15 protein-coding genes are annotated in these 19262 nt (G+C 54.1%); 3 read left to right on the forward strand and 12 right to left on the reverse strand.

Annotated elements, in window-relative coordinates; translation table 11 throughout:
* From C173_RS17825 to C173_RS17870, 10 genes are all read right to left on the reverse strand, one after another.
* The coding region (locus C173_RS17825) for a NosD domain-containing protein (protein WP_235191938.1) at positions 1-1291 on the reverse strand (1291 nt) is incomplete at its 3' end.
* A gap of 270 nt (positions 1292-1561) precedes the next feature.
* The gene (locus C173_RS17830) at positions 1562-2953 is read right to left on the reverse strand and encodes an erythromycin esterase family protein (protein WP_162174701.1); all 1392 of its coding nucleotides are present in this window, start codon (positions 2951-2953) and stop codon (positions 1562-1564) included.
* Positions 2954-3139: 186 nt separating this feature from the next.
* Positions 3140-3970, reverse strand: a complete 831-nt coding sequence (locus C173_RS17835) for a phosphoenolpyruvate hydrolase family protein (protein ID WP_036727015.1) — start codon at positions 3968-3970, stop codon at positions 3140-3142.
* 25 nt (positions 3971-3995) lie between these two features.
* Positions 3996-5213, reverse strand: coding sequence for a Tm-1-like ATP-binding domain-containing protein (locus tag C173_RS17840; RefSeq protein WP_036727016.1), 1218 nt, complete (start codon positions 5211-5213; stop codon positions 3996-3998).
* A 74-nt stretch (positions 5214-5287) separates the two neighbouring features.
* Positions 5288-6487, reverse strand: a complete 1200-nt coding sequence (locus C173_RS17845) for a phosphoenolpyruvate hydrolase family protein (protein ID WP_036727018.1) — start codon at positions 6485-6487, stop codon at positions 5288-5290.
* Positions 6488-6498: 11 nt separating this feature from the next.
* On the reverse strand, positions 6499-7251 hold the full coding sequence (locus C173_RS17850) for an energy-coupling factor transporter transmembrane component T family protein (protein ID WP_036727020.1): 753 nt from the start codon (positions 7249-7251) through the stop codon (positions 6499-6501).
* Positions 7252-7254: 3 nt separating this feature from the next.
* Positions 7255-8127, reverse strand: coding sequence for an ATP-binding cassette domain-containing protein (locus C173_RS17855; RefSeq protein WP_235191939.1), 873 nt, complete (start codon positions 8125-8127; stop codon positions 7255-7257).
* Entirely contained in the window at positions 8079-8921 is an 843-nt protein-coding gene (locus C173_RS17860) for an energy-coupling factor transporter ATPase (RefSeq protein ID WP_036727023.1), read from the reverse strand. The genes C173_RS17855 and C173_RS17860 overlap by 49 nt, the downstream gene beginning before the upstream one ends.
* Positions 8918-10408, reverse strand: a complete 1491-nt coding sequence (locus C173_RS17865; protein WP_036727024.1) for a class I adenylate-forming enzyme family protein — start codon at positions 10406-10408, stop codon at positions 8918-8920. The genes C173_RS17860 and C173_RS17865 overlap by 4 nt, the downstream gene beginning before the upstream one ends.
* A gap of 7 nt (positions 10409-10415) precedes the next feature.
* On the reverse strand, positions 10416-10967 hold the full coding sequence (locus C173_RS17870) for a biotin transporter BioY (RefSeq protein ID WP_036727026.1): 552 nt from the start codon (positions 10965-10967) through the stop codon (positions 10416-10418).
* A 226-nt stretch (positions 10968-11193) separates the two neighbouring features.
* On the opposite strand from C173_RS17870, the gene C173_RS17875 reads away from it, so the two are divergent.
* From C173_RS17875 to C173_RS17885, 3 genes are all read left to right on the forward strand, one after another.
* Complete coding sequence (locus tag C173_RS17875) at positions 11194-12171, forward strand: biotin--[acetyl-CoA-carboxylase] ligase (RefSeq protein WP_036727028.1); 978 nt, start codon at positions 11194-11196, stop codon at positions 12169-12171.
* Positions 12172-12311: 140 nt separating this feature from the next.
* Complete coding sequence (locus tag C173_RS17880) at positions 12312-12971, forward strand: TetR/AcrR family transcriptional regulator (protein WP_036727030.1); 660 nt, start codon at positions 12312-12314, stop codon at positions 12969-12971.
* 18 nt (positions 12972-12989) lie between these two features.
* Positions 12990-14132, forward strand: a complete 1143-nt coding sequence (locus tag C173_RS17885) for an alpha/beta hydrolase (protein WP_036727064.1) — start codon at positions 12990-12992, stop codon at positions 14130-14132.
* A 183-nt stretch (positions 14133-14315) separates the two neighbouring features.
* Here C173_RS17885 and C173_RS17890 read toward each other — a convergent pair whose 3' ends face one another.
* Positions 14316-16028: a beta-L-arabinofuranosidase domain-containing protein gene (locus C173_RS17890; protein WP_036727032.1), complete on the reverse strand. Its 1713-nt coding sequence runs from the start codon at positions 16026-16028 to the stop codon at positions 14316-14318.
* A gap of 20 nt (positions 16029-16048) precedes the next feature.
* On the reverse strand, positions 16049-19171 hold the full coding sequence (locus C173_RS33385) for a family 43 glycosylhydrolase (RefSeq protein ID WP_063830926.1): 3123 nt from the start codon (positions 19169-19171) through the stop codon (positions 16049-16051).
* Between the last annotated feature and the right edge of the window lie 91 nt (positions 19172-19262).

Below are 19262 nucleotides of genomic sequence, written 5' to 3' on the forward strand. Positions count from 1 at the left end.
ATATGATTGTAATTACGGATAGGAACAGCAGCAGCCAGCCCGCTACCATGACCGTGCCTTGTCCGCCTGCCGCCTGATCCGGGCTAACTGTACCTGCGTCAAGCTGCATGAGCGGCGCTGAATCGGTGGACCACCCTGCCGAACCGCCGGTGTACATATCGCTCAGGAACGTCATCCCCGGTGACTGGAAAAACAGCTGATACGCCGCATTCCCCGTAACCAATTGCTGATAGAAGGGGTTGATCGCATACTTCAGGTCGCTGACCCCATCCCCCGTGAGATCCAGTCCGCCAAAGGCGTCCCAGTAATTCCCGTTCATCTCATTGTCCCTGCTGCCAGTGGCCTGGGCCTCAATGACGTTTGCCACAAACCCGTTACGCTCAAAGCGGTTGCCCTCTGCATTCTCGAACTGCACGCCGATATAGTTGCGGAGCACCAGATTCTGCTGCAGCTTGTTATCCGAGGACTGCTGCATGTAAATCCCCACCCGGTTGCCTTCCACCCGGTTGTTCATAATCGCGGAATTCCGTACATCGTAGAGCAGAATTCCCTGTGAATGCACATTCCGGCTCTGCTTGCGGAAGGAGTTCCCGGACACCACCACACCCGTAACACCCATCACCATCGCGCCGGTAATGTTGTATTCACCGGTGTTGTTAGTGACCTTCGAGCCATTGATATACATGCAGTGGACCCCGTACCGCAGATAAGCAAGCTTGTTCTGGTCCACCACCGTATTGCGGCTATTCTCCAGATAGATGCCATCCCGCAGATAAGCGATGTCGTTGCCCCGGATCACAGCGCCGTGAGAGTTATAGAGATCGATCCCGTTGCCTCTCGTTCCCGGTGCTTCTCCTGTGGGGATGAACCAGCTTATTGTATTGTCCGAGATCACCCCGCCATCGGCTTCACGAAGCAGTATGCCGTACCCTGCCGAATGAATGACCAGCCCCTTCAGGGTGACCCTGTCCGCTTCAACGCGTACAGCCGCAGCTTCCCCGTCGTTACTCTGCTGAATCTTCAGGTTCTCAAGCCTTACACCGTCTGCCGTGATCAGCACCGCCGCCTGCTCGTCCTTTACCGTGTGCAGCAGAATCGCCTCGCCGTTACCGTTAATCGTCACTTGCTTATCCAGCCGGACCGGACCGGAATAGGCTCCCGGAGCCAGGGTGATGAAATCTCCCTCACGGGCTGAGTCGATGATGGGCTGCAGCGGAAGGACTCCGGTGCTGGTGTCTGCGCTTACAATGGTGCCATGATTGAAGGAGCAGATTAACATGCCTAGAATCATGAAGACGAGAACCCTGATGCTGATGGAGCATTCACACCTTTTCACTACAAGCATTGTTCACCCCCACTGTAGGATGGTTTCTTGTGCAAACCCGAATTAAGTGTAAATAAAAGGAATTGAAGTGCCTATAGCCCAAACTGGCTATAGCGGCTAGAGTCTGTGACCATTCTGTGATTTATATCATATCCTCTCTTAATATTCGAAAAAGACACTCTTTAATTAAAGAGTGCCCATTTCCAGCTAATATAGAAGCTGTTACATGCTGCGAGACTAATCTTTTACCGGGGTGGAAGGATGAAGCTGTTGAATGAGCAGTATCCCGTCATACTGTTCGCGCGGGATCATTATCTCATTGAGGACTCCCCATGCCTTGGCGGTACGCGGGGTGTACATCCATTCCGTGGACGCGCTTAACGTGGTGTCTCTTAAGTTGATAAACTGCGCAGCGCCCATGCCTGCACCTATAATCTCTTCAAGACTTCCCTTGTCATGCGGCATAATCTGCTCCACCTTACCGTTGTTCTTGTGCGCACTTCCTTCATAAGCATATAATCCGATCACATAGTTATCTTGCTTCAGGGACCAAGGCAGCAGCTCCCCCATCGTAGGATAGGGTGTCTGATCATAACCGAATCCATTATGCTCGGTAATCATCGTAGAATTGTGTTTGCGGATATGGTAGTTGTGTCCCCACAGAATAATCTTTTCCCCCGGATAGGCTGTGTTTGCGAGCCAAGCCACATTCCCTGCCATCACGCGATCTCTCTCATAGCTCCCCTGCTTAACGTGCTTCTCCGGGTCTACCCCGGCCAGCAGCTGTACAATATGAGGATGGTAATAATCCAGCATATCGATCCTGTTCTGGAGCACACGCTCAAGAGTCGGCACCAGCTTGGGCTGTTTGGGATAGACTTTGCTCAATGAAGCCTTATGTTCTTTCACGAATGCCTGGAAAATCATATATTTGCGCTTGATTGCATCCTTCTGGGCTGTAAACTCTCCGATATCATCAATCATATTAAGCTTCAAATACCATTCTTCCGTCCGGGTAAACGCTTTGGCTTTAGAAGAGTCCACCCCGGCAAACCATTGTTCAACAAACGTAATAAAAGAGTCTGTGGCGGCTTGGGAGTCAAACCCGGTCAGCATCAGCGGATGATCTGTACGGCTCTGCTCCGCTATGTACTCGAACAGCGGCAGATTCTCTTCCACCTGCCATACGCCGTAGATGGAGTTCTCCATCAGCTGTTGCGGCTTCAGCTCCTGAACCTGTGTATACGCTGCGGCAGCATCCGCCAGGTTGGACTCGAAGGCGATGACGTTATAGCCCAGCTTTTCATGCAGATACTTAATTAGCCTTACCTTCACCGAATTATATTCGGCCGCCCCATGCGAGGCCTCGCCCAAGCTCACAATCCGTTTATCCGCCAGAATCGGCTGAAGAAACGCCAGATCGGAATAAGTGTCGCCCTTCTCAGCCTTAACAGTTGTGATGATGTTCGCAGTAGCCCGGACGTTCTCCTTCCAGCCGGCCTCTGCGGACATCGTACTCTTAACGTCAGCTGCAGGCGCCCCTTCCGCATGCACAGCTCCCCTACCGGTAATTAGAGTGAAACTGCACAAGACTGCTGACAATACTGCTTTGCGAAGCAATGGATTCATGATGTTAACCCTCCCTTTGTATATGTACATCAGCTTATCAGGTGAAGGTTAAATCGAGCGTACTGCCCTGTTTAAAATTAGTTTAAAGCCGGACAGCTGTGCCCCGATGTATTCGGTTTTCGCATACGGTTGAACCCCAAAAAAGCCCTTGAAAGTATCAAGGGCTTTAATGCCGTACGCCTGCGCTTATTGCCCAATTGCTTTGAACGACTCGGTCTGGCGGGTAATTCCCTGCTCCGCCGCGAAGCGCTCGATGCTTGAAGCGCCGAAGAATCCATGGATGCCCTTCGTCCGCTGAATGACATAAGCCGCATCTTCCGGCTCGGCAATCGGGCCGCCGTGGCAGATAATCATAATCTCCGGGTTGACCGCCCGTCCGGCTTCGATAATCGCTTCAATACGCTCTACACAATCGTCCAGGGTCAACGCGGTAACTGCACCAATCGTGCCCTTGGTGGTGAGGCCCATGTGGGCGACCAGAATATCTGCACCCGCCTCTGCCATGGCCCGTGCCTGTTCAGGGTCGAACACATAGGGGGTCGTCAGCATATCCAGCTCATGGGCGATGCGGATCATTTCAACCTCCAGGCCGTAGCCCATACCGGTCTCCTCCAGATTCTGGCGGAAGACGCCATCGATCAGACCCACGGTCGGGAAATTCTGCACACCGCTGAAGCCCTGCTCCTTCAGCTGCTTCAGGAATACCTCCATCACCCGGAACGGGTCGGTGCCGCATACCCCTGCCAGAACGGGCGTATCCTTGACGACAGGCAGCACCTCCGAGCCCATCTCCACTACAATCTGATTGGCGTCGCCATACGACAGCAAGCCTGCCAGTGAACCGCGTCCTGCCATTCTGTAACGCCCGGAATTGTACACAATCAGCATATCCGCTCCGCCTGCCTCACTACTCTTGGCGGTAATCCCCGTGCCTGCCCCGACACCAAGAAGAATCTTACCCGCCTTCACCTCTTGCTTGAATCTGTCCATAATCTCAGCTCTGGTCTGCTTATTCATTAGTAGCTCCTCCTTATTGTGGGGTTCAGGCCTTCGCGGCCTGCATGAGATCAATCAGCTTCTGGGCTGCTGCCCCGGCAAAGGCCGGATCGTTGATCGCCTCGTCCATTTCGATCAGTTCAACCCTTGAGCGGTCCACCTGCCGGCGCAGGGTATCGAACAGCATCCGGTCCTCTTCAGGGCCGTAGAAGGGCTGACCCTCCACATCAATCGCCGAAATACCGCCAAGCGGCAGCATAAGCACCGTACTCTCCGTTGCCCTATTGAGCTTCTCGGCCAGCTTCCTGCCGAGCTGTTCATTCTCTTCCACTGTCGTCCGCATCAGCGTAACGGTCGGGTTATGATGATAGAATTTGCGATCCTTGAACTTCTCCGGTACGGTATCCGCCGGGCCGAAGTTGCACATGTCCAGGGCCCCCACCGAGACGACCTGCGGAATGCGGTTGCGGCCTGCGGCCTCCAGGCGGTGCGGCCCTGCGTTCAAGACGCCGCCGATTAATTCATCTGCCCATTCGGTGGTGGTTAAGTCCAGCACCCCTTCAATGAAGCCCGCTTCGATCAGCGCCTCCATCGATTGTCCGCCGATTCCGGTAGCATGGAATACCAGCACCTCGTAGCCGCGCTCCTCCAGGTATTTGCGCGCTTCGGTCACACACGGCGTGGTCACTCCGAACATAGTGGCTGCGACCAGCGGCTTTTTCTCCGGTTCATAGTCTGGTTCGAACATGAGCATGCCCGCGATGGCAAACATCGCATTGCTGAATATTCTCGTCGAGATCGAATTGAGGCCTGAGACATCCACGACAGACGGAATCATCATAATATCGCTGGTCCCGACATAGGGGGCGGTATTTCCGGAGGCAACCGTGGATACCAGCACCTTCGGTACGCCGATCGGCAAGGCTCTCATGGCAGGGGCAACCAGTGAAGTTCCGCCGGTGCCCCCGAAGGATATGATGCCGTCAAATTTCCCCTCCTGGTATAACCGGGGAGCAAGCTTCTCCAGCCCCTTGGACAAGACCTCTGTAGCTAACGCCCGGTCCTTCTTCGCGGCAAGCTCGTCCAGCTCCACACCAGCGGCGGATGCGACCTCCCGGTTAGACACATCGGGTTGAAAGGCTGGCTCGAATACACCGGTATGGATCATCAGGGCTCTGAGGCCCAGCTCCTCTGCAAGCTGCTTGATGTACAGATACTCCTCACCCTTCGTATCAAACGTTCCAGCTATGGCGATCGTCTTCATTCTGTGGCCTCCTCGTATACGAATCATAGATTCATCATACCGGGCATTTTTATGGATGAAAACGCTTTTATGTTCTATGTTTTTGTGTTTAGGTTAGATTTGTACTGCTTGGGCGAGCTGCCCATCAGCTTTTTGAACATTCGGCTGAACTGGGCATAGTCGGGGTAGCCGACCATTGTGGACACCTCGGATAATTGCAGATGCGGGGCCTGGAGCAGGATGGCAGCCTTTTGCATACGGAAGCCGACCAGATAGTTCTGGAAGCTGCACCCTACTTCCTTTTTAAACAAGCTGCTCAAATAACTGCGCGACACATGCGCCACCTTGGCCAGATCCGCGAACACTACTTCCTCGCTGTAATTCTGGGCGACATACTCTTTGACGAATTCTACGTAATCGTAATGCCGGGTGATGCCGCTGAGCATCTTGACCATGAGATCATCCTCATCCAGCTTGCCCAGGCGCTTGAAATCGCGGGTTATGGCTGTAATCGACTGCTCGGAGGGAATCCGTTCAAAGGCAGAGCCGCCAATGTAGCCCATAATCTGCGTGTTGCTGCTGTACATATACTGGACGTCAACCGGAGTCTTGACCGGACCGCCGTAGATCATCTTAATGACTTCAGGCTTAACCTCTCCGCAGGCAGTGAGAATACGCAGCGCCTTCGCCTTGGCAGCTTCCAGAGAGACCACCTTCCGCGCCCCCAGCAATCCGCCTACAGTCAGGCCGAGATGCACACAGATCACATCCGCTCCCGCCTCTGCCATCTGGACCGCCTGGGCTTCGTCGAAGACGAAGGCCACTGTGAACAGCTCCTGCTGATGAGCCAGACGTATAGCCTCCACCTCCCTGTCATAGCTGATGCCGTCTTCCTCCAATGCCTCTCTGAATACCCCGTCAATCAGGCCGACCGTCGGATAATTATTCACTCCCGCGAAGCCTCTGGCCTTAATCTCTTCTATATACAGGGACATTTCTCTCGTTGGATCATTCGCATTCAGCCCGAACAGCACCGGAGTGTCTCTAACCAGCGGTACAATCTCCTTCGAGGCAAAATCCATCACCATTTCATTACTGTTGCAGAAGGGCAGGAACCCCGCCAGCGAGCTTCTCCCCATCTGCCGGAACTTGCCGGAGTTCAGCATTAGAATGAAGTCTGCTCCGCTGTCAGCGGCAACCTTGGCTGTAATTCCCGTGCCTGTCGAGACACCGATAATATGGTTGCCTTCGCGCAGCTCTGACTGAAGCCGCTCCAGTATGGCTGTTCTGTTCAAGCTCTATCCCCTCATCTCTCCAGCAGAATTCCCAGCAGAACATACGCAAGCATGATCCCGCCGGCTGCATAATCCATCCGTGCATATTTTAGCAACCTATAGGAAGTCCGTCCCTTCCCGTTTCCGTAAGCCCTTGCCTCAATCGTCATCGCCAGCTGCTCCGCCCGCGCAAGGGTGGTGACGAGCAGCGGAATCACTAATTGGATGTAAGCCTGTACCCGGTTAAGGCCTTTGGTATCCTTGATATCATACCCTCTGGCCTGTTGCGCCACAAGAATGCGGTCCAGCTCCTGGGTAATGGTGGGGATAAAACGAATAGCCAGCATGACCGTCAAGGCCAGCGCTTCTACCGGAACGCCCAGACGGGATAACGGCTTGCACAGCTGTTCCAGACCTTTGGCCAGATCGAGCGGTTTCGTCGTTAATGTCAGGATGAGAGCAAGCGAGACCAGGAGCAGAATCCTCCAGAGTGCGAAGAGCTCATTCCTGAGTCCTTCCTGGTTGAACAGGAGATGATAGAGCATTGGCAGCAGCAGGATGAATAGAATCGGCCGCAATGCCCGTAAGAGCATTCGAAGCGGAACTCTGGACAAGAGGAGCTGTCCTCCCGCCAGAACTGTCGCAGCAATATATCCGGTAATAGCCTGGAGATGCATACTGCCAATTGTGAAGGCTACAAGGATGAGCAGCTTGGTTCGCGGATCAAGCCGGTGGATGACGGAGTTTGAGGGGACATACTGCCCGAATATGATTTTATCCGTCATCGTTCAGAGACCTCTTGCCTGCCAGATAGCATTCACCATTCGAAAAATCTCTGCTTCCCTGCAGCTTGCAGGCCGTGGCTTCGCTCCAGATACTTCCTCAATGATTCTCAAGAGCTGAATCGGTTCCGGTGCAGGCAGACCCGCTTGCCCCATGCAATCTGCCTGCTTCAGGAACAGTTCGTTTGCCTCCCAATGTCCTAACAAGCGGCCCTGCCCCATAATAATCACCTCATCCGAGTATTCGGCAACATCCTCCAGCTGATGGGACAGGAACAGCACGGTCCGCTTGTGCTCCTCCTGCCAGCTTTTTAGCCGCCTGAGCAAGTCGTTCTTGTTCCCGTGATCAAGCCCTGCGGTAGGTTCATCCAGAATAAGCAGCTCTGGCCCGGCGATCAGCACAGAAGCGATAGCCACCAGCCGCTTAAGTCCGCCACTTAACTGTAAGGGATGCTGCTGGAGCAGCGCTGCGGGTAAGCCCAACTGCTCCATGACCTGCCGAATCGCTTGCTCCACGTTCGCCCGGGATTCCCCCCTCATACTAAGCGCAAAAGCCAGCTCCTGATACACCGTTGCCGCAAACAGCTGCTGCTCCGGATACTGAAAGACATAGCCGATGTGCGGAACAGCCTTCAGCCTGCCTTGCGGATCCCTTGGCAACGGCTGCTGACGGTACGTATATTCGCCATTAGAGATCGGCAGCAGACCCTTGAATACTTTGGCGAGGGTGGATTTGCCGGCCCCTGACTTTCCGATAACCGAAATCCATTTGCCCTCCTGAAGCGTGCAGCTTACCGACTCAAGAATGTCCCGCCCGTTCATCTTCACACTTACATCCTGCAATGCGTAGACCATTCGCTTCTGATCGTCTCCTTCCATTCTGCTTGCAACGGGGCATCCAGCCCGAGCGCCTGGAATAATCTTACGGCAAAAGGAGGCGCAAGCTGATGCTCACTCATGCTTACAGTGCTGAACAAGCCGGAGGGCGTCCCGTCAAAAGCCAGCTCTCCCCGGCTAAGCAGCAGCACACGGTCAGAAGGCAGTATCTCATCCATATGATGGGTAATGTGGATGATCGTCAGCCCTTGCTGGTGAAGCATGCGCATCACCTGAAGAAGGTCCTGCCTGCCCTGCGGATCAAGCATGGAGGTGGCTTCATCCAGGATGAGGATGGAGGGCTCCATTGCCAGAACAGCTGCCACGGCAACCCGCTGCTTCTGCCCGCCCGACAGCTGATGCGGAGCGGCGTCCATATAGTCTTCCATGTGAACGGCTTGCAGTGCACGGGTTGCCCGGCTGAGCATTGCGGTTCCCGGGACACGCAGATTCTCCAGCCCGAAGACCACCTCATCCAGCACGGAAGCCGTAATGAACTGATCGTCAGGATTCTGGAAGACCAGTCCGGCCTGCTCGCGGATGCTTACGAGATTCTGGCGCTCCGAGGTACTCAGCGCTCCCAGCCTCACCTCTCCGGCTCTTGGCAGCAGCAATCCGTTCATTAGCTTGGCGATGGTGGATTTACCGCTGCCATTCGCGCCGATGATGGCAACGAATTCGCCTTGGCGTATGTCAAAGCTGAGCTGACGGAGAACCGGCTGCCCTCTCCGGTAAGCAAAATCGACCTGGTCAAAAACGAGTATGGGCGAAACTTCTTCCTGCACGGCCTTCTTCATGTCAACCCCTCTACCACGCGGCTCTTCATGAGCTGGCGGGCGATTTTGCCGGAACCGGTGTAGCTGAATCCCTCTACGTTAAACAACTTCTTAGGCAGCTTGTAGCTGGCCAGATAGGGGCGGCAATACTTGCTGATCTCATCGAGCGTAAGCCGTTCCTGGCCCTGCCACTGTATCAGTAACGTTACCTGCTCCCCCCAGCGTTCATCCGGTATGCCGAACACCATCGCCTCCCGGATATTCGGATGGCGAAGCAGCACCGCTTCCACTTCTTCCGGGAACACCTTGAGCCCCCCGCTCTTGATCATACTGCCCGCGCGTCCGGCCAGGCGCAGATGCATCTGCCGGTCCTGATATACGTAATCTCCTGTGCGCAGCCAGCCGTCCCGGAATACCCGCGCCGTCTCTTCCGGCAGGAGATGATATCCGGAGAAGATCATATCGCTGCGGATGTATAGCTCCCCCACTGTGCCTTGAGGAACCTCGCGGAACTGTTCATCGCAGATCAATAGCTCTACACCGCTGAACGGCTGGCCCAGAGAGTCCTGCGGCTCCGCTCCGGTAAGCTCCAGATAGCTGATGTAGCTGGCTTCAGAGGAGCCGTAATACTCATAGAGCCTAACCCCGTTGAACCTCTCGCGGCACTTAGGTATAGAAGACACAGGCCATTTGCCGCCGGAGCTAATCAAGGCCTGGATGGACACCTCGGCGTTGCTTGACTCCGCTTGGCGCAATAACGCCTCGGTCATAGCGGGCACAACGAACAGAATCATATCCGGTACACGGGAGCACAGGGTGAGCACACGCTCTGCATCGAATTCCGGAAGGAGATGGAACGTGGCTCTGCTGTACAGGGATTGCAGCAGCGCGAACAGCGACAGCGAATGCACGAACGGCCCGGGCGCAAGCACATGCTGCATCCGGTTCAGGCTGAACGCCTTCTCTGTAGCCTCCAAGCTGCTGAACCACGACTGATGGGTCCGCATATACCCCTTCGGGATACCTGTGGTGCCAGAGGTATACCCGATGAACAGCAGTTCAGGGCTATCTGCGGCTTCAGCCTCCGGCCCGAAGCCTGCCGACCAAGCCTCATAACTGCCGGAGACCTGTTCCCTGCCGAAATATAGCTGGGGAATTCCGCTGTAACGACCAGTCAGATCAGCTGCGAAGCATGCTTCACTGACAATCAGCCCGGGAGCGCATTGCCGGATGACCTGCCCCAGCGCTGCTGGAGACCATTTCGGGTCCAGCAGCACGGGAGTGCAGCCTGCATAGATAGCACCCAGGACAAATTCGGCGAATTCCATGCGGTTACCGGACAGAAGCGCAACGGTCTGATTCGTGTGTCCGCCCTGCCGCAGACCGCTGGCAACCTGTTGAACCCGCTTCGTGAGCTGCTCATAGGTACAGTCTTCGTGTCCATCTGAAATTGCAATACGGTGAGGGACGAGTGCGGCACGTTCCAGAATGTGTTCTGCCAGATTCACCGGAATCTCACGCCCCCCTCTTCTCCTCAACCGGACTGAACGCCCGGAGCTGCATGGTGATGACGGCGGCCAACAGAGCCTTGATCAGATCTCCGGGCAGAAAAGCCGCAGACCCGGCAAGTCCGGTCCAGAGCGGAGTATTCGTAATCCAGGCCATGGTCGAAGCGCCGATTAGATTAACGAGCAGAACGCCAAAGATCAGATTAACGGTGAATAGCTTCCAGGCCCGGAGCTTCGGCCAGACCGCTTCAGCGAACCAGCCGATCAGCCCGGCGGCCAGCGGCCAGCTGAACAGATAGCCTGCTGTCGGTCCAACGAGTATGGCCAGCCCGCCGCGTCCGCCTGGTAATACCGGCAAGCCTAAAGCGATAAGGATAAGAAAAATGATCAGGCTGAGTGCGCCTGTCCGCCAGCCCAGAAAACAGCCGGCCAGCATGACGCCAAGCGTCTGGGCAGTGACAGGTACAGGAATAATGCCTAAGGATACGGGCGGAATCAAGCCCAGCACCGCGATAAGCGCGGCGAATAAGGCCGCATAGACTAACTCTTTGATTCTCAATTCAATAACCTCCACAAGATAAGATACAGGAATTGGGCGGCCTTCCGGTTAGGGAGTCCAGCCAACAAGCTGAATTATAGTGGAGGACGTCTTCATTGTAAACCATAAATTATTAATAGGTTCACAATTACGATGTGAGTATACCTGATTTTTCTAATGATCCTAAGCATGTTAATATATTTAAAGAGATGAGATCGGAACGTTATACTTGTGGAGGGTTATAGGCATGACAGTTAAAGAACATATCCTGGCCTTACTGGATAGCAATAAGGGTGAATACTTCTCCGGCGAGGACATCGCCGGGCGGTTATCCGTGACGCGCAGCGCAGTGTGGAAGGCCATCAAAGCGCTGCAGAGTGACGGCTATTCCATTCAGGCCGTCACCAATAAGGGATACTCCCTGTCCCCGCAGACGGACATTCTGTCCGCCGCAGCGGTCGCCAAATACCTGGATGACAGGGGGCAAACGCTGCGGCTTGAAGTTTTCAAGAGCGTGGCTTCCACGAACGAGCTGGTGAAGGCGCTGGCTTCCGGCGGTGAAGCGGAAGGCAAAGTCATCCTCTCGGAGGAGCAGACCGCCGGGCGGGGCCGGAAAGGCCGGCCTTTCTTTTCCCCTGCGGGGACGGGCATCTATATGAGCATTCTGCTGCGACCCCGGCTGTCGGCGGCGGATGCTACGCTTCTGACTACCTCTGCTGCCGTTGCGGTGGCTCTGGCGATCGAGAGTGTGTCCGGCCTCAGCACGCAGATCAAATGGGTGAATGACGTATTCATGAACGGTAAAAAGGTGTGCGGAATCCTCACCGAGGCTTCCCTGTCCCTGGAGAATGAGTGGCTGGATTATGCCGTACTCGGGATCGGGATCAATGTGGCGCTGCCCGCAGCGGGCTTCCCCGCCGCACTCTCTGAGATTGCAACCTCTGTATACAAGGAGGACAAGCCTCCAGGCGATCTGCGCAACCGGCTTACAGCCGAAGTGCTGAACCGCTTCATGGGCTATTATGAGCAGCTTAAGGAACGGCTGTTTCTGCCCGAATACCGGCAGCGCATGATGTCGCTGGGTGAGACGGTCATGGTTGTTAAGGAGCATAAAGAGCAAGCGGCAACCGCCGTTGATATCGACAACGACTGCCGCCTGAAGGTCCGGTATCCGAATGGCGACGAGGAATATCTGTCCAGCGGCGAAGTTCGTATTCTGCTCTAACGCTTAGAAACCACAATTCGCAAGAGATGCTTGCGGGGTGTGGTTTTTTTGTGCCATTATTCCGGCTCGGATATTTGACATGTGAATTGATTATCGATATAGTGTGAATGGATTCACACCACGTATTAAAGGAGGAAGCGATGCCAAAAAATACGTTCTTTCGATTGGATGAAGCCAGGCGCGAGGAAATATCGAACAGGGCTATGCAGCTTTTTGTGGATCATCTTTACGAGGATATATCGATGAAGATGGTGCTGGATAGCTTGTCCATGCACCCCGGAACCTTCTACCGTTATTTTGAAGACAAAGATGACCTGTATTGTCACTTAATCCGTAATGTGACCCGGAAAAGAGCTGCGTATTTTAATAACAGTACTGAAGATTCCCTGTTCCGGTCTTTCCTTACCGGCTTATTTGGTAACGTGAATGGTACGGTGGCCGAGCCGCTGAATGAGCTGGAGATCAAGCTTACTGAGACTTTTTTACACATTCCCGAGGACATACTGCTGAAAGTATATCTGAATGTGCTAAAGGGCGAGTCCTTCCCCTTGATCAAGGATATTATACGGCGGCTGAGGGTTGACGGATATCTCCGGCCTGATATTGACGATGACCTGATTTCATTTATGTTTGAATCTATGCAGTTTAATTTAGTCATGTTTTATAGGGAATTCGGGATTAAGGATTCTCAGATGCAGCATAAGCTTAGCAAATACTTTGCTGACTTTATGGGTCATGGTCTGCTTGAAGATCATAAATATTCCGAGCTGGTTAGCGATATTAAAAAAGCAAAGGAGTAGAAGTGTATGAACAAGCATATGAGAACTTACGAGGTTTTTCCAGCACCTGTTGGCAGCTATACGGTTGGTCGGACTCAGATGGATCTGGAGTACACGGCTTCGGACCATTCTACAAGAGAACTGACGGCATTCGTGTTCTATCCGTCTGACAGCAGCGAAGGTAAAGCTACATCAGCATACATGTTTCCTGAAGTCTACAGGATGTTAAAGGATCAGCCGCTCGTCACCGGGTATGTTACAAGCGATTTTTTCTCCATAGAGTTCAAGACCCGGTGTTACGACGACCTTGCTCTCTCCGCGAAGGAGCAGCGCTATCCGGTGTTATTCTATGTCTGCGGCGGGGGCGGCTCTCCGGAATGGGGCACAGTGCTCTGTACGGACTTGGCCAGCATGGGGTATGTTGTGGTCAGCATCGGCCATCCGAATAGCACGATGTATAAGCGCAAAGACGGACGTCTGTTTAATGTATCCAAGGACTTCTCCGATGCTATCATAGCGTTGTCTGAAGATCCGGAGATGCTGGCGCTGGCTGGTAAGATGGAGATGCGGCCTGACGATGAAGCTGCCGTTCAGATGTGCCGTAACGTGCTTGCACTCCCGGTACTTGCCAAGTTAACAGAGTTTAGTGAGTTACAGGCAGAAGATGTGCGTTTTGTAGCCGATGTTCTGTACAAGCTGGACACTGGAGAGCTGGATTCTATCTTTAAAGGCAGACTGCTTGTTGACACCGGCATGGGCATCGTCGGACATTCTTATGGTGGGCTTACGACGGCGATGGTCTGCCGGGACGACGACCGGTTTACCTGCGGGATTGGCTTGGATAGCGGTGCATTCGGTCTCCTCGATAGCGATCTTAATACGCCCTTCCTGCTGCTGTATCGTGAACCCAACTACAACATGAATGCGATCATTGGCGCTAACAATAGCAGAGAAACCTATTATTTCTCTGTTGACCGGGTTGCGCATTTAGATTACTGTGACATCGTGTTTACCGGTGTTAGTGAGGAACTCAGAGGCAAACGGGATGCGATGGAGATGCGAAATCTGGTTACAGACTATACGAAGACCTTTTTGGATCATTACCTCCGGCAGAAGGCGGCAAGTGTGGAAAGTCTGGCTTACGATGGCGTGGACTTGGTCGGGAAGACCAATAATAAGTGAGCCGTACAGTCTCAATTTTCACCGGCAACAGAGAAATATCTACCCGGCGCTGAAGTCCATATTCTGTCTAAAACGCCAAAAAACCGCACCCCGCAAGCAATGTCTGCGCGGTGCGGTTTTTCAATTGCGGCTTAGCTATGGCTTATGCTTTAATTACGGCTTATGAATGCTCCAGTGCTAAAATCACTTGCTCCCCTGCGCCTGCTGGGTAGGCCCGTAATTCGCCGCTCCGGTGAAGTGAACATCTTCCGGCGTGGGATACACTTTCGGGATGCGCAGATCCCGCTGATACAGTCTCAAATGCTCACCCCGGGGAGCGATATCCACGACATCACAGCCTCTCCAAGATACCTTGTATTCCTCGCCGCGCACGATCTCCTTCACAAGCAGCGTTTCCAGCGGATGCGTAAGCTCAACCGTGTCCCCTGCCCCTACACTGCGGATGACAAGCAGATTTCCTTCCCTCTCAGGTGTGCAGAAGGCTCCGTTAATCTTGATGCTGAGGTTCTGCCCCATCCAGTCATAGACCCGTACCGTAACATCGCATGGCTGCTTGGCTGTAATGGACATATAGCCCCGGTCGGGATAGCTCATGGTGACGGCAGCCTCGTCCGTCTCTTTATCCACCGGCATGTTGACGAATACCGTTCCATTCTGGAATTCCACCGCCCGGTTCCATACAATTTCCAGGGCTACCGGAGCCATGCCGACACAACAGCCCGCAATCGAGCGGAACTTGGATAATGACATGGAATTGACGAGCGAGCCTCCGGTGAAGCCCCCGATCATTCTTTTATCAATCTCCCTGTAGGTTATGCCTGCTTCGTCAGGCCGGGTGTTGTCTGTGACTACGTAGGATGATACCTTAAGCTGATTCTCCACCAGCTGGTTCCGCGCAAACAAGGTCATATCCTCCCAATATTCCTCATACCCGGCCAGAATCAGCTCATTCGCACATTCGATCATATCCTTGATGCAGCAGGTCTCGCAATGCTCCTCATGCGGCGGATGCCACTGGGCATATTCCGGCACCCAGCCGAAGGAGGAGGACAGGCTGCGGATATAATCATAGATTCCTTTACCTGCGGTAATATACCGCTCCTTGCCTGTTACCCGGCCCAGACGTACCAGCCCGGAAGCTACCCAGCCTGCGGAATGGACATGGCCGAAGAATTCCATCCTGTAATTGAAATAGCGAGAAGGTCCGAGCAGATGGTTGGCAATGCCCGTTGCCAGATCAAGCGCGGCCTCATCTCCGGCAATTTCATATCTGCGCACCAGAGAATGTAGGACAATGGCATTGCGGATCGCCTGCTCCCCCCGCCCGGTATGCCTGGATAGCTCGAAGCCGCCGTCCTGCAGGTACACATCATTGGGGAATTCGTACAGGGGCTCCTGCTCCTCATAATCCCCCGACCAGAACGTTCGAACCTTCCGCTCGATCACCAGAGAGCGCATTCCTCTGACCAGCCCGGCCGCTCTGCTCTCCGCCTCCTGATCCCCGGGATCATTCTCCAGCATCCGGTTCAGCGCAGGAAGAATATAGCCCATTTCGTGAAAAGAGCTATGATTCGTATGCGTCCACGGATAAGGCTCATGAAAGCGGAGGCCGTGCTCTCCCCAGGACTTCATGAGATGACGGTAAAAGGATTGCTGCACCGCAGCGCCTTCCTCCGTCTTCAGCATTTTGCGTACCGCGTCTATCGCCTCATACCAAGAGCCGACCAGCTCCGCATCGTCCACCCGGCAATGGGCAGCCTCGGCAGGCTTCTTATGCGGCAGTATCAGCCAGTAGGGCAGATTGTCTTCCTGCTCATCCACCATAGAGGTCAGATACCCCAGAACGAGCTTGGCGTTGTGTAACGGCGTGAACTTTTCGTAGACCTGACTTGACATGTTGTCTATCCCTCCGCTGGTTAATCTCCGGTAACCCTAACCTTGAAATCGTCGAAGTCGATGGACGCATTCGCGTAGCCGTCAACACCGAACAGTTGTCCGGTCAGAGTGCTGCCGCCAGTGTGGCGGAAGGCGAAATCCGTAGCAGCCGGAACAGATTCATTGTTGATATACACGCTGTACGTCTTGGCATCCCAGTTCGCTACCATTTTGATGGCGTACCATGTGCCCAACGAGAAGTCTCTCACCTTGACCTTGTTGGAACCGCCATTTTGCACAAGGATTTTACCGGAATCGAACGCTGTAACCATCGAATAGTTGCTTGTACCGCTATCATTTCTTACCATGGCGCCGTTGGCATACTGGAAGCTGCTGTTTAACCGGACGCGGTACTCTATGACAATGCGCTGATTCCCCGCAGCACTAACCTCCCCAAGATAAGGCAGGAACAGGTTGGCTTTGCCTGATACCGCGGTCGTGGTCAGCCGCAGAAATTTGTTGCCGGCTTCTTCCTGGACTACAGCCGTAGCGCCATTCGTCAAATCCTGCGCAGTAATGCCGTAAGGATATTTGCCTGCTGTATCGCCGGAGAAATCCCGGTACGCCTTATAAGTTATGCCGTTCTGCGTGGTATTCAGTGAATTCAGCAGGGCGGCTTCCGCACTAGCCAGCGCATTCAGTTCTGCATTGAACTGCGCCAGCGTTAATTCCGCATTGCCCGCCAGCGTCTCCGCTTGATCCACAGCGGCAACGAAGTCAGCATACTTGGCAGCGCTATAATTGCCTGCCCCGTTTCCAAGCGGATAAGAGTTATTTGCCAGCTTGCTGCGCAGCTGACTTACGATCTCATCCAGACCATAACCAGGTACAACCTCTACAGAGATAGTGGAGGAGAACTCCTGGCCGCTGATCTTGAGCGTCACAGGAATCTGAACCGTGCCAATGGTGCTGAAGTCCAGTCCTGCCGTCTCGCTGCCGGTCACCTGGGCCTGAACCGTCTGGTTGTGGTAGACGGCATTTACAACGCCCGGAAGCACGGGAACCACGCCTGAAGGTGTCTTCACTGTTGAAGTGACCTGAACGGCATTTGACGCGGCAATGACCGTTATACGGTGAGTGGTTTGCTTGCCACCATAGGAGGCAGTAATTAGCGCCGTGCCCGGTTGAACGGAATTTACCGTATGGGTGGCCGGGTCGATGACTGCCACGCCTGGATTGCTGCTGGTATATTGCGCACTTCCTGTTACATCCTGAACTTCATAATTGTTGTAATATGCTGTTGCCCGCAACGGTGAGCTGATCTGGCCGCTGATCAGCACAGGCTCAGGCCCGGTGAGCGTCAAGGACTGTACTGTTTTCGGTTCAGCCTTGACGTTAACTGCAACGGCAGCAGTTTTGCCGTTATAAGTGGCGGTAATGGTTGCACTTCCTGCTCCGGCGGCTTTCACCTGATTCCCTGCTTGAATCACGGCTACATTCGTATCGGACGAGGTCAGGATCACGCCTGCCGTGATAGCAGCATAGGTAGTTCCTGTTACTGTATAAAGGGGCAGACTGCGGATCTCGTTAAGACCAAGCGTATATCCGGGAGTCCCGAACAGCAGCTCCGTTGTATTCAGCCGGGATAGATCCAGGCTATCGATGTCGGCCAGATTATTCCCCTTGGTGAAGCGGAGAACGTTGTCTCCCTGCTGAAGATAGATTTTCGCCGTGGAGGCTCCCCAGCGGTTCGCGCCGGAATAGACAATATTCATCGTCGCTCCGGGCCCGCCGTTGACCGACAGGATATGGGAGGCATCCCCCGCATTCGCAGAGCCGTTGCTGTTGCGCACGGACATCACATAGAAGCCCGCTTCCGGCACGTTAACGTTGAACTGGGCGTAGTCGTAAGCGTTAGCCAGATTGGTGATCTTCATCCCGCCGGAGGCGGAGCTTTCGCGCCGGACTGCTGGGGATGAAGTGCCAGCCGGATCTTTTACAAGCAGAGCTTCTTCAGCTTGATAACGAATCCGGGCTGGCTCGCCTGATGGGATTGCTATCGGACTGTTCGGATTAACGGGTTCTCCCAGGTTCGGCGTGTTATCTGCGTTCCAGGAGAACTTCTGCGCGCGGACATTGCGGGTCCAGCCTGAGCCCGGCCAGCGGGCGGAGTGGTAGATGATCCAGTCCTCGGTCCCGTCCGGTGAGGTCACGATACTGTGATGGCCCGGGCCATAGACACCGTTCGCGCTGGAGAAGATCGGCTGATTACGCTTGGTCCAGGAAGCGGGATTCATCAGATCGGCACTGGTGCTGGCGGTGATCAAGCCGAGACTATAGCTGTCTGTCCAGCTCCCATTGGCGGAGTAGACCAGATTGATCTTGTTCCCCTTGATCGTAATCTGCGGGCCTTCATTAATCCGGCCGGGTGAGGTCTCCCAGTCATACTCCGGTGTGGACAGGAGCACGCGCTGCGAGCTGATCGTCCATGGATTGCTCATTCTGGCGATGTACAGATTCTGAAAGCTGCCATCGGTGTCCTCCCAGCCGGACCAGATGAAGTAGTGCTGGTCACCGATCGTCAGCACAGTGCCGTCAATCGCCCAGCGGTCCGTGGCATCGGTAATCTTGCCTTTGAAGGTCCAGCTTCCGGTCATCGGATCGGCACTGGCATTCTCCATCACATACATACGGTGGTTAGCGTTGGTTCCGTTATCGGCTGCAACGTAGATATACCATTTGTACTGGCCGTCCGTATCTTTGAGATAATGCATCTCCGGCGCCCACACGTTGGAGCTGTACATGGTTCCCTTAACTGGCGACCAAGCCAGACTCCGCTCGCCTGCTTCAATACCGGTAATCGTCTTCGACCTGCGGACCATCACTCCACTGGCATTAACAAAGGTGTTGTAATAATAGCCGTCCGTGTGCTTGTATACCCAGGGATCGGCCCCGGTCTGCATGATGACATTGTAGAAATCCGTCACATTCGTTCCTCCTTGTGCAGCCACTACCGGCTCTGGTAGTGACGTCCCCGACTCTTCCGCCGCAGCTCTCCCTCCCCACTGAGGCAGCATGAGCAGGACCGCTAGGCTGAGCAGCAGAGCTTTGACGCTTGTTCTGGACCACTTCTGTTCTTTCCGGGCTGAATTAACCGCTTTCATTTTTTCATCTCCTTCTCGTTCGAATGATGACTCCGGCTAGCGTACTCATAATACCCTCCAGGACCGCTTAAAAAAATGGACTATCTTAAAT

Source organism: Paenibacillus sp. FSL R7-277, from assembly GCF_000517965.1.
Classification (GTDB): Bacteria; Bacillota; Bacilli; order Paenibacillales; family Paenibacillaceae; genus Paenibacillus_AQ; species Paenibacillus_AQ silagei.

What these genes read in the sequence shown, in the direction of transcription:
- C173_RS17830 (WP_162174701.1), bottom strand. Translation starts at nt 2,953, where the DNA reads ATGAATCCATTGCTTCGCAAAGCAGTATTGTCAGCAGTCTTGTGCAGT.
- C173_RS17835 (WP_036727015.1), bottom strand. Translation starts at nt 3,970, where the DNA reads ATGAATAAGCAGACCAGAGCTGAGATTATGGACAGATTCAAGCAAGAG.
- C173_RS17840 (WP_036727016.1), bottom strand. Translation starts at nt 5,213, where the DNA reads ATGAAGACGATCGCCATAGCTGGAACGTTTGATACGAAGGGTGAGGAG.
- C173_RS17850 (WP_036727020.1), bottom strand. Translation starts at nt 7,251, where the DNA reads ATGACGGATAAAATCATATTCGGGCAGTATGTCCCCTCAAACTCCGTC.
- C173_RS17855 (WP_235191939.1), bottom strand. Translation starts at nt 8,127, where the DNA reads ATGGAAGGAGACGATCAGAAGCGAATGGTCTACGCATTGCAGGATGTA.
- C173_RS17860 (WP_036727023.1), bottom strand. Translation starts at nt 8,921, where the DNA reads ATGAAGAAGGCCGTGCAGGAAGAAGTTTCGCCCATACTCGTTTTTGAC.
- C173_RS17875 (WP_036727028.1), top strand. Translation starts at nt 11,194, where the DNA reads ATGACAGTTAAAGAACATATCCTGGCCTTACTGGATAGCAATAAGGGT.
- C173_RS17880 (WP_036727030.1), top strand. Translation starts at nt 12,312, where the DNA reads ATGCCAAAAAATACGTTCTTTCGATTGGATGAAGCCAGGCGCGAGGAA.
- C173_RS17885 (WP_036727064.1), top strand. Translation starts at nt 12,990, where the DNA reads ATGAGAACTTACGAGGTTTTTCCAGCACCTGTTGGCAGCTATACGGTT.
- C173_RS17890 (WP_036727032.1), bottom strand. Translation starts at nt 16,028, where the DNA reads ATGTCAAGTCAGGTCTACGAAAAGTTCACGCCGTTACACAACGCCAAG.
- C173_RS33385 (WP_063830926.1), bottom strand. Translation starts at nt 19,171, where the DNA reads ATGAAAGCGGTTAATTCAGCCCGGAAAGAACAGAAGTGGTCCAGAACA.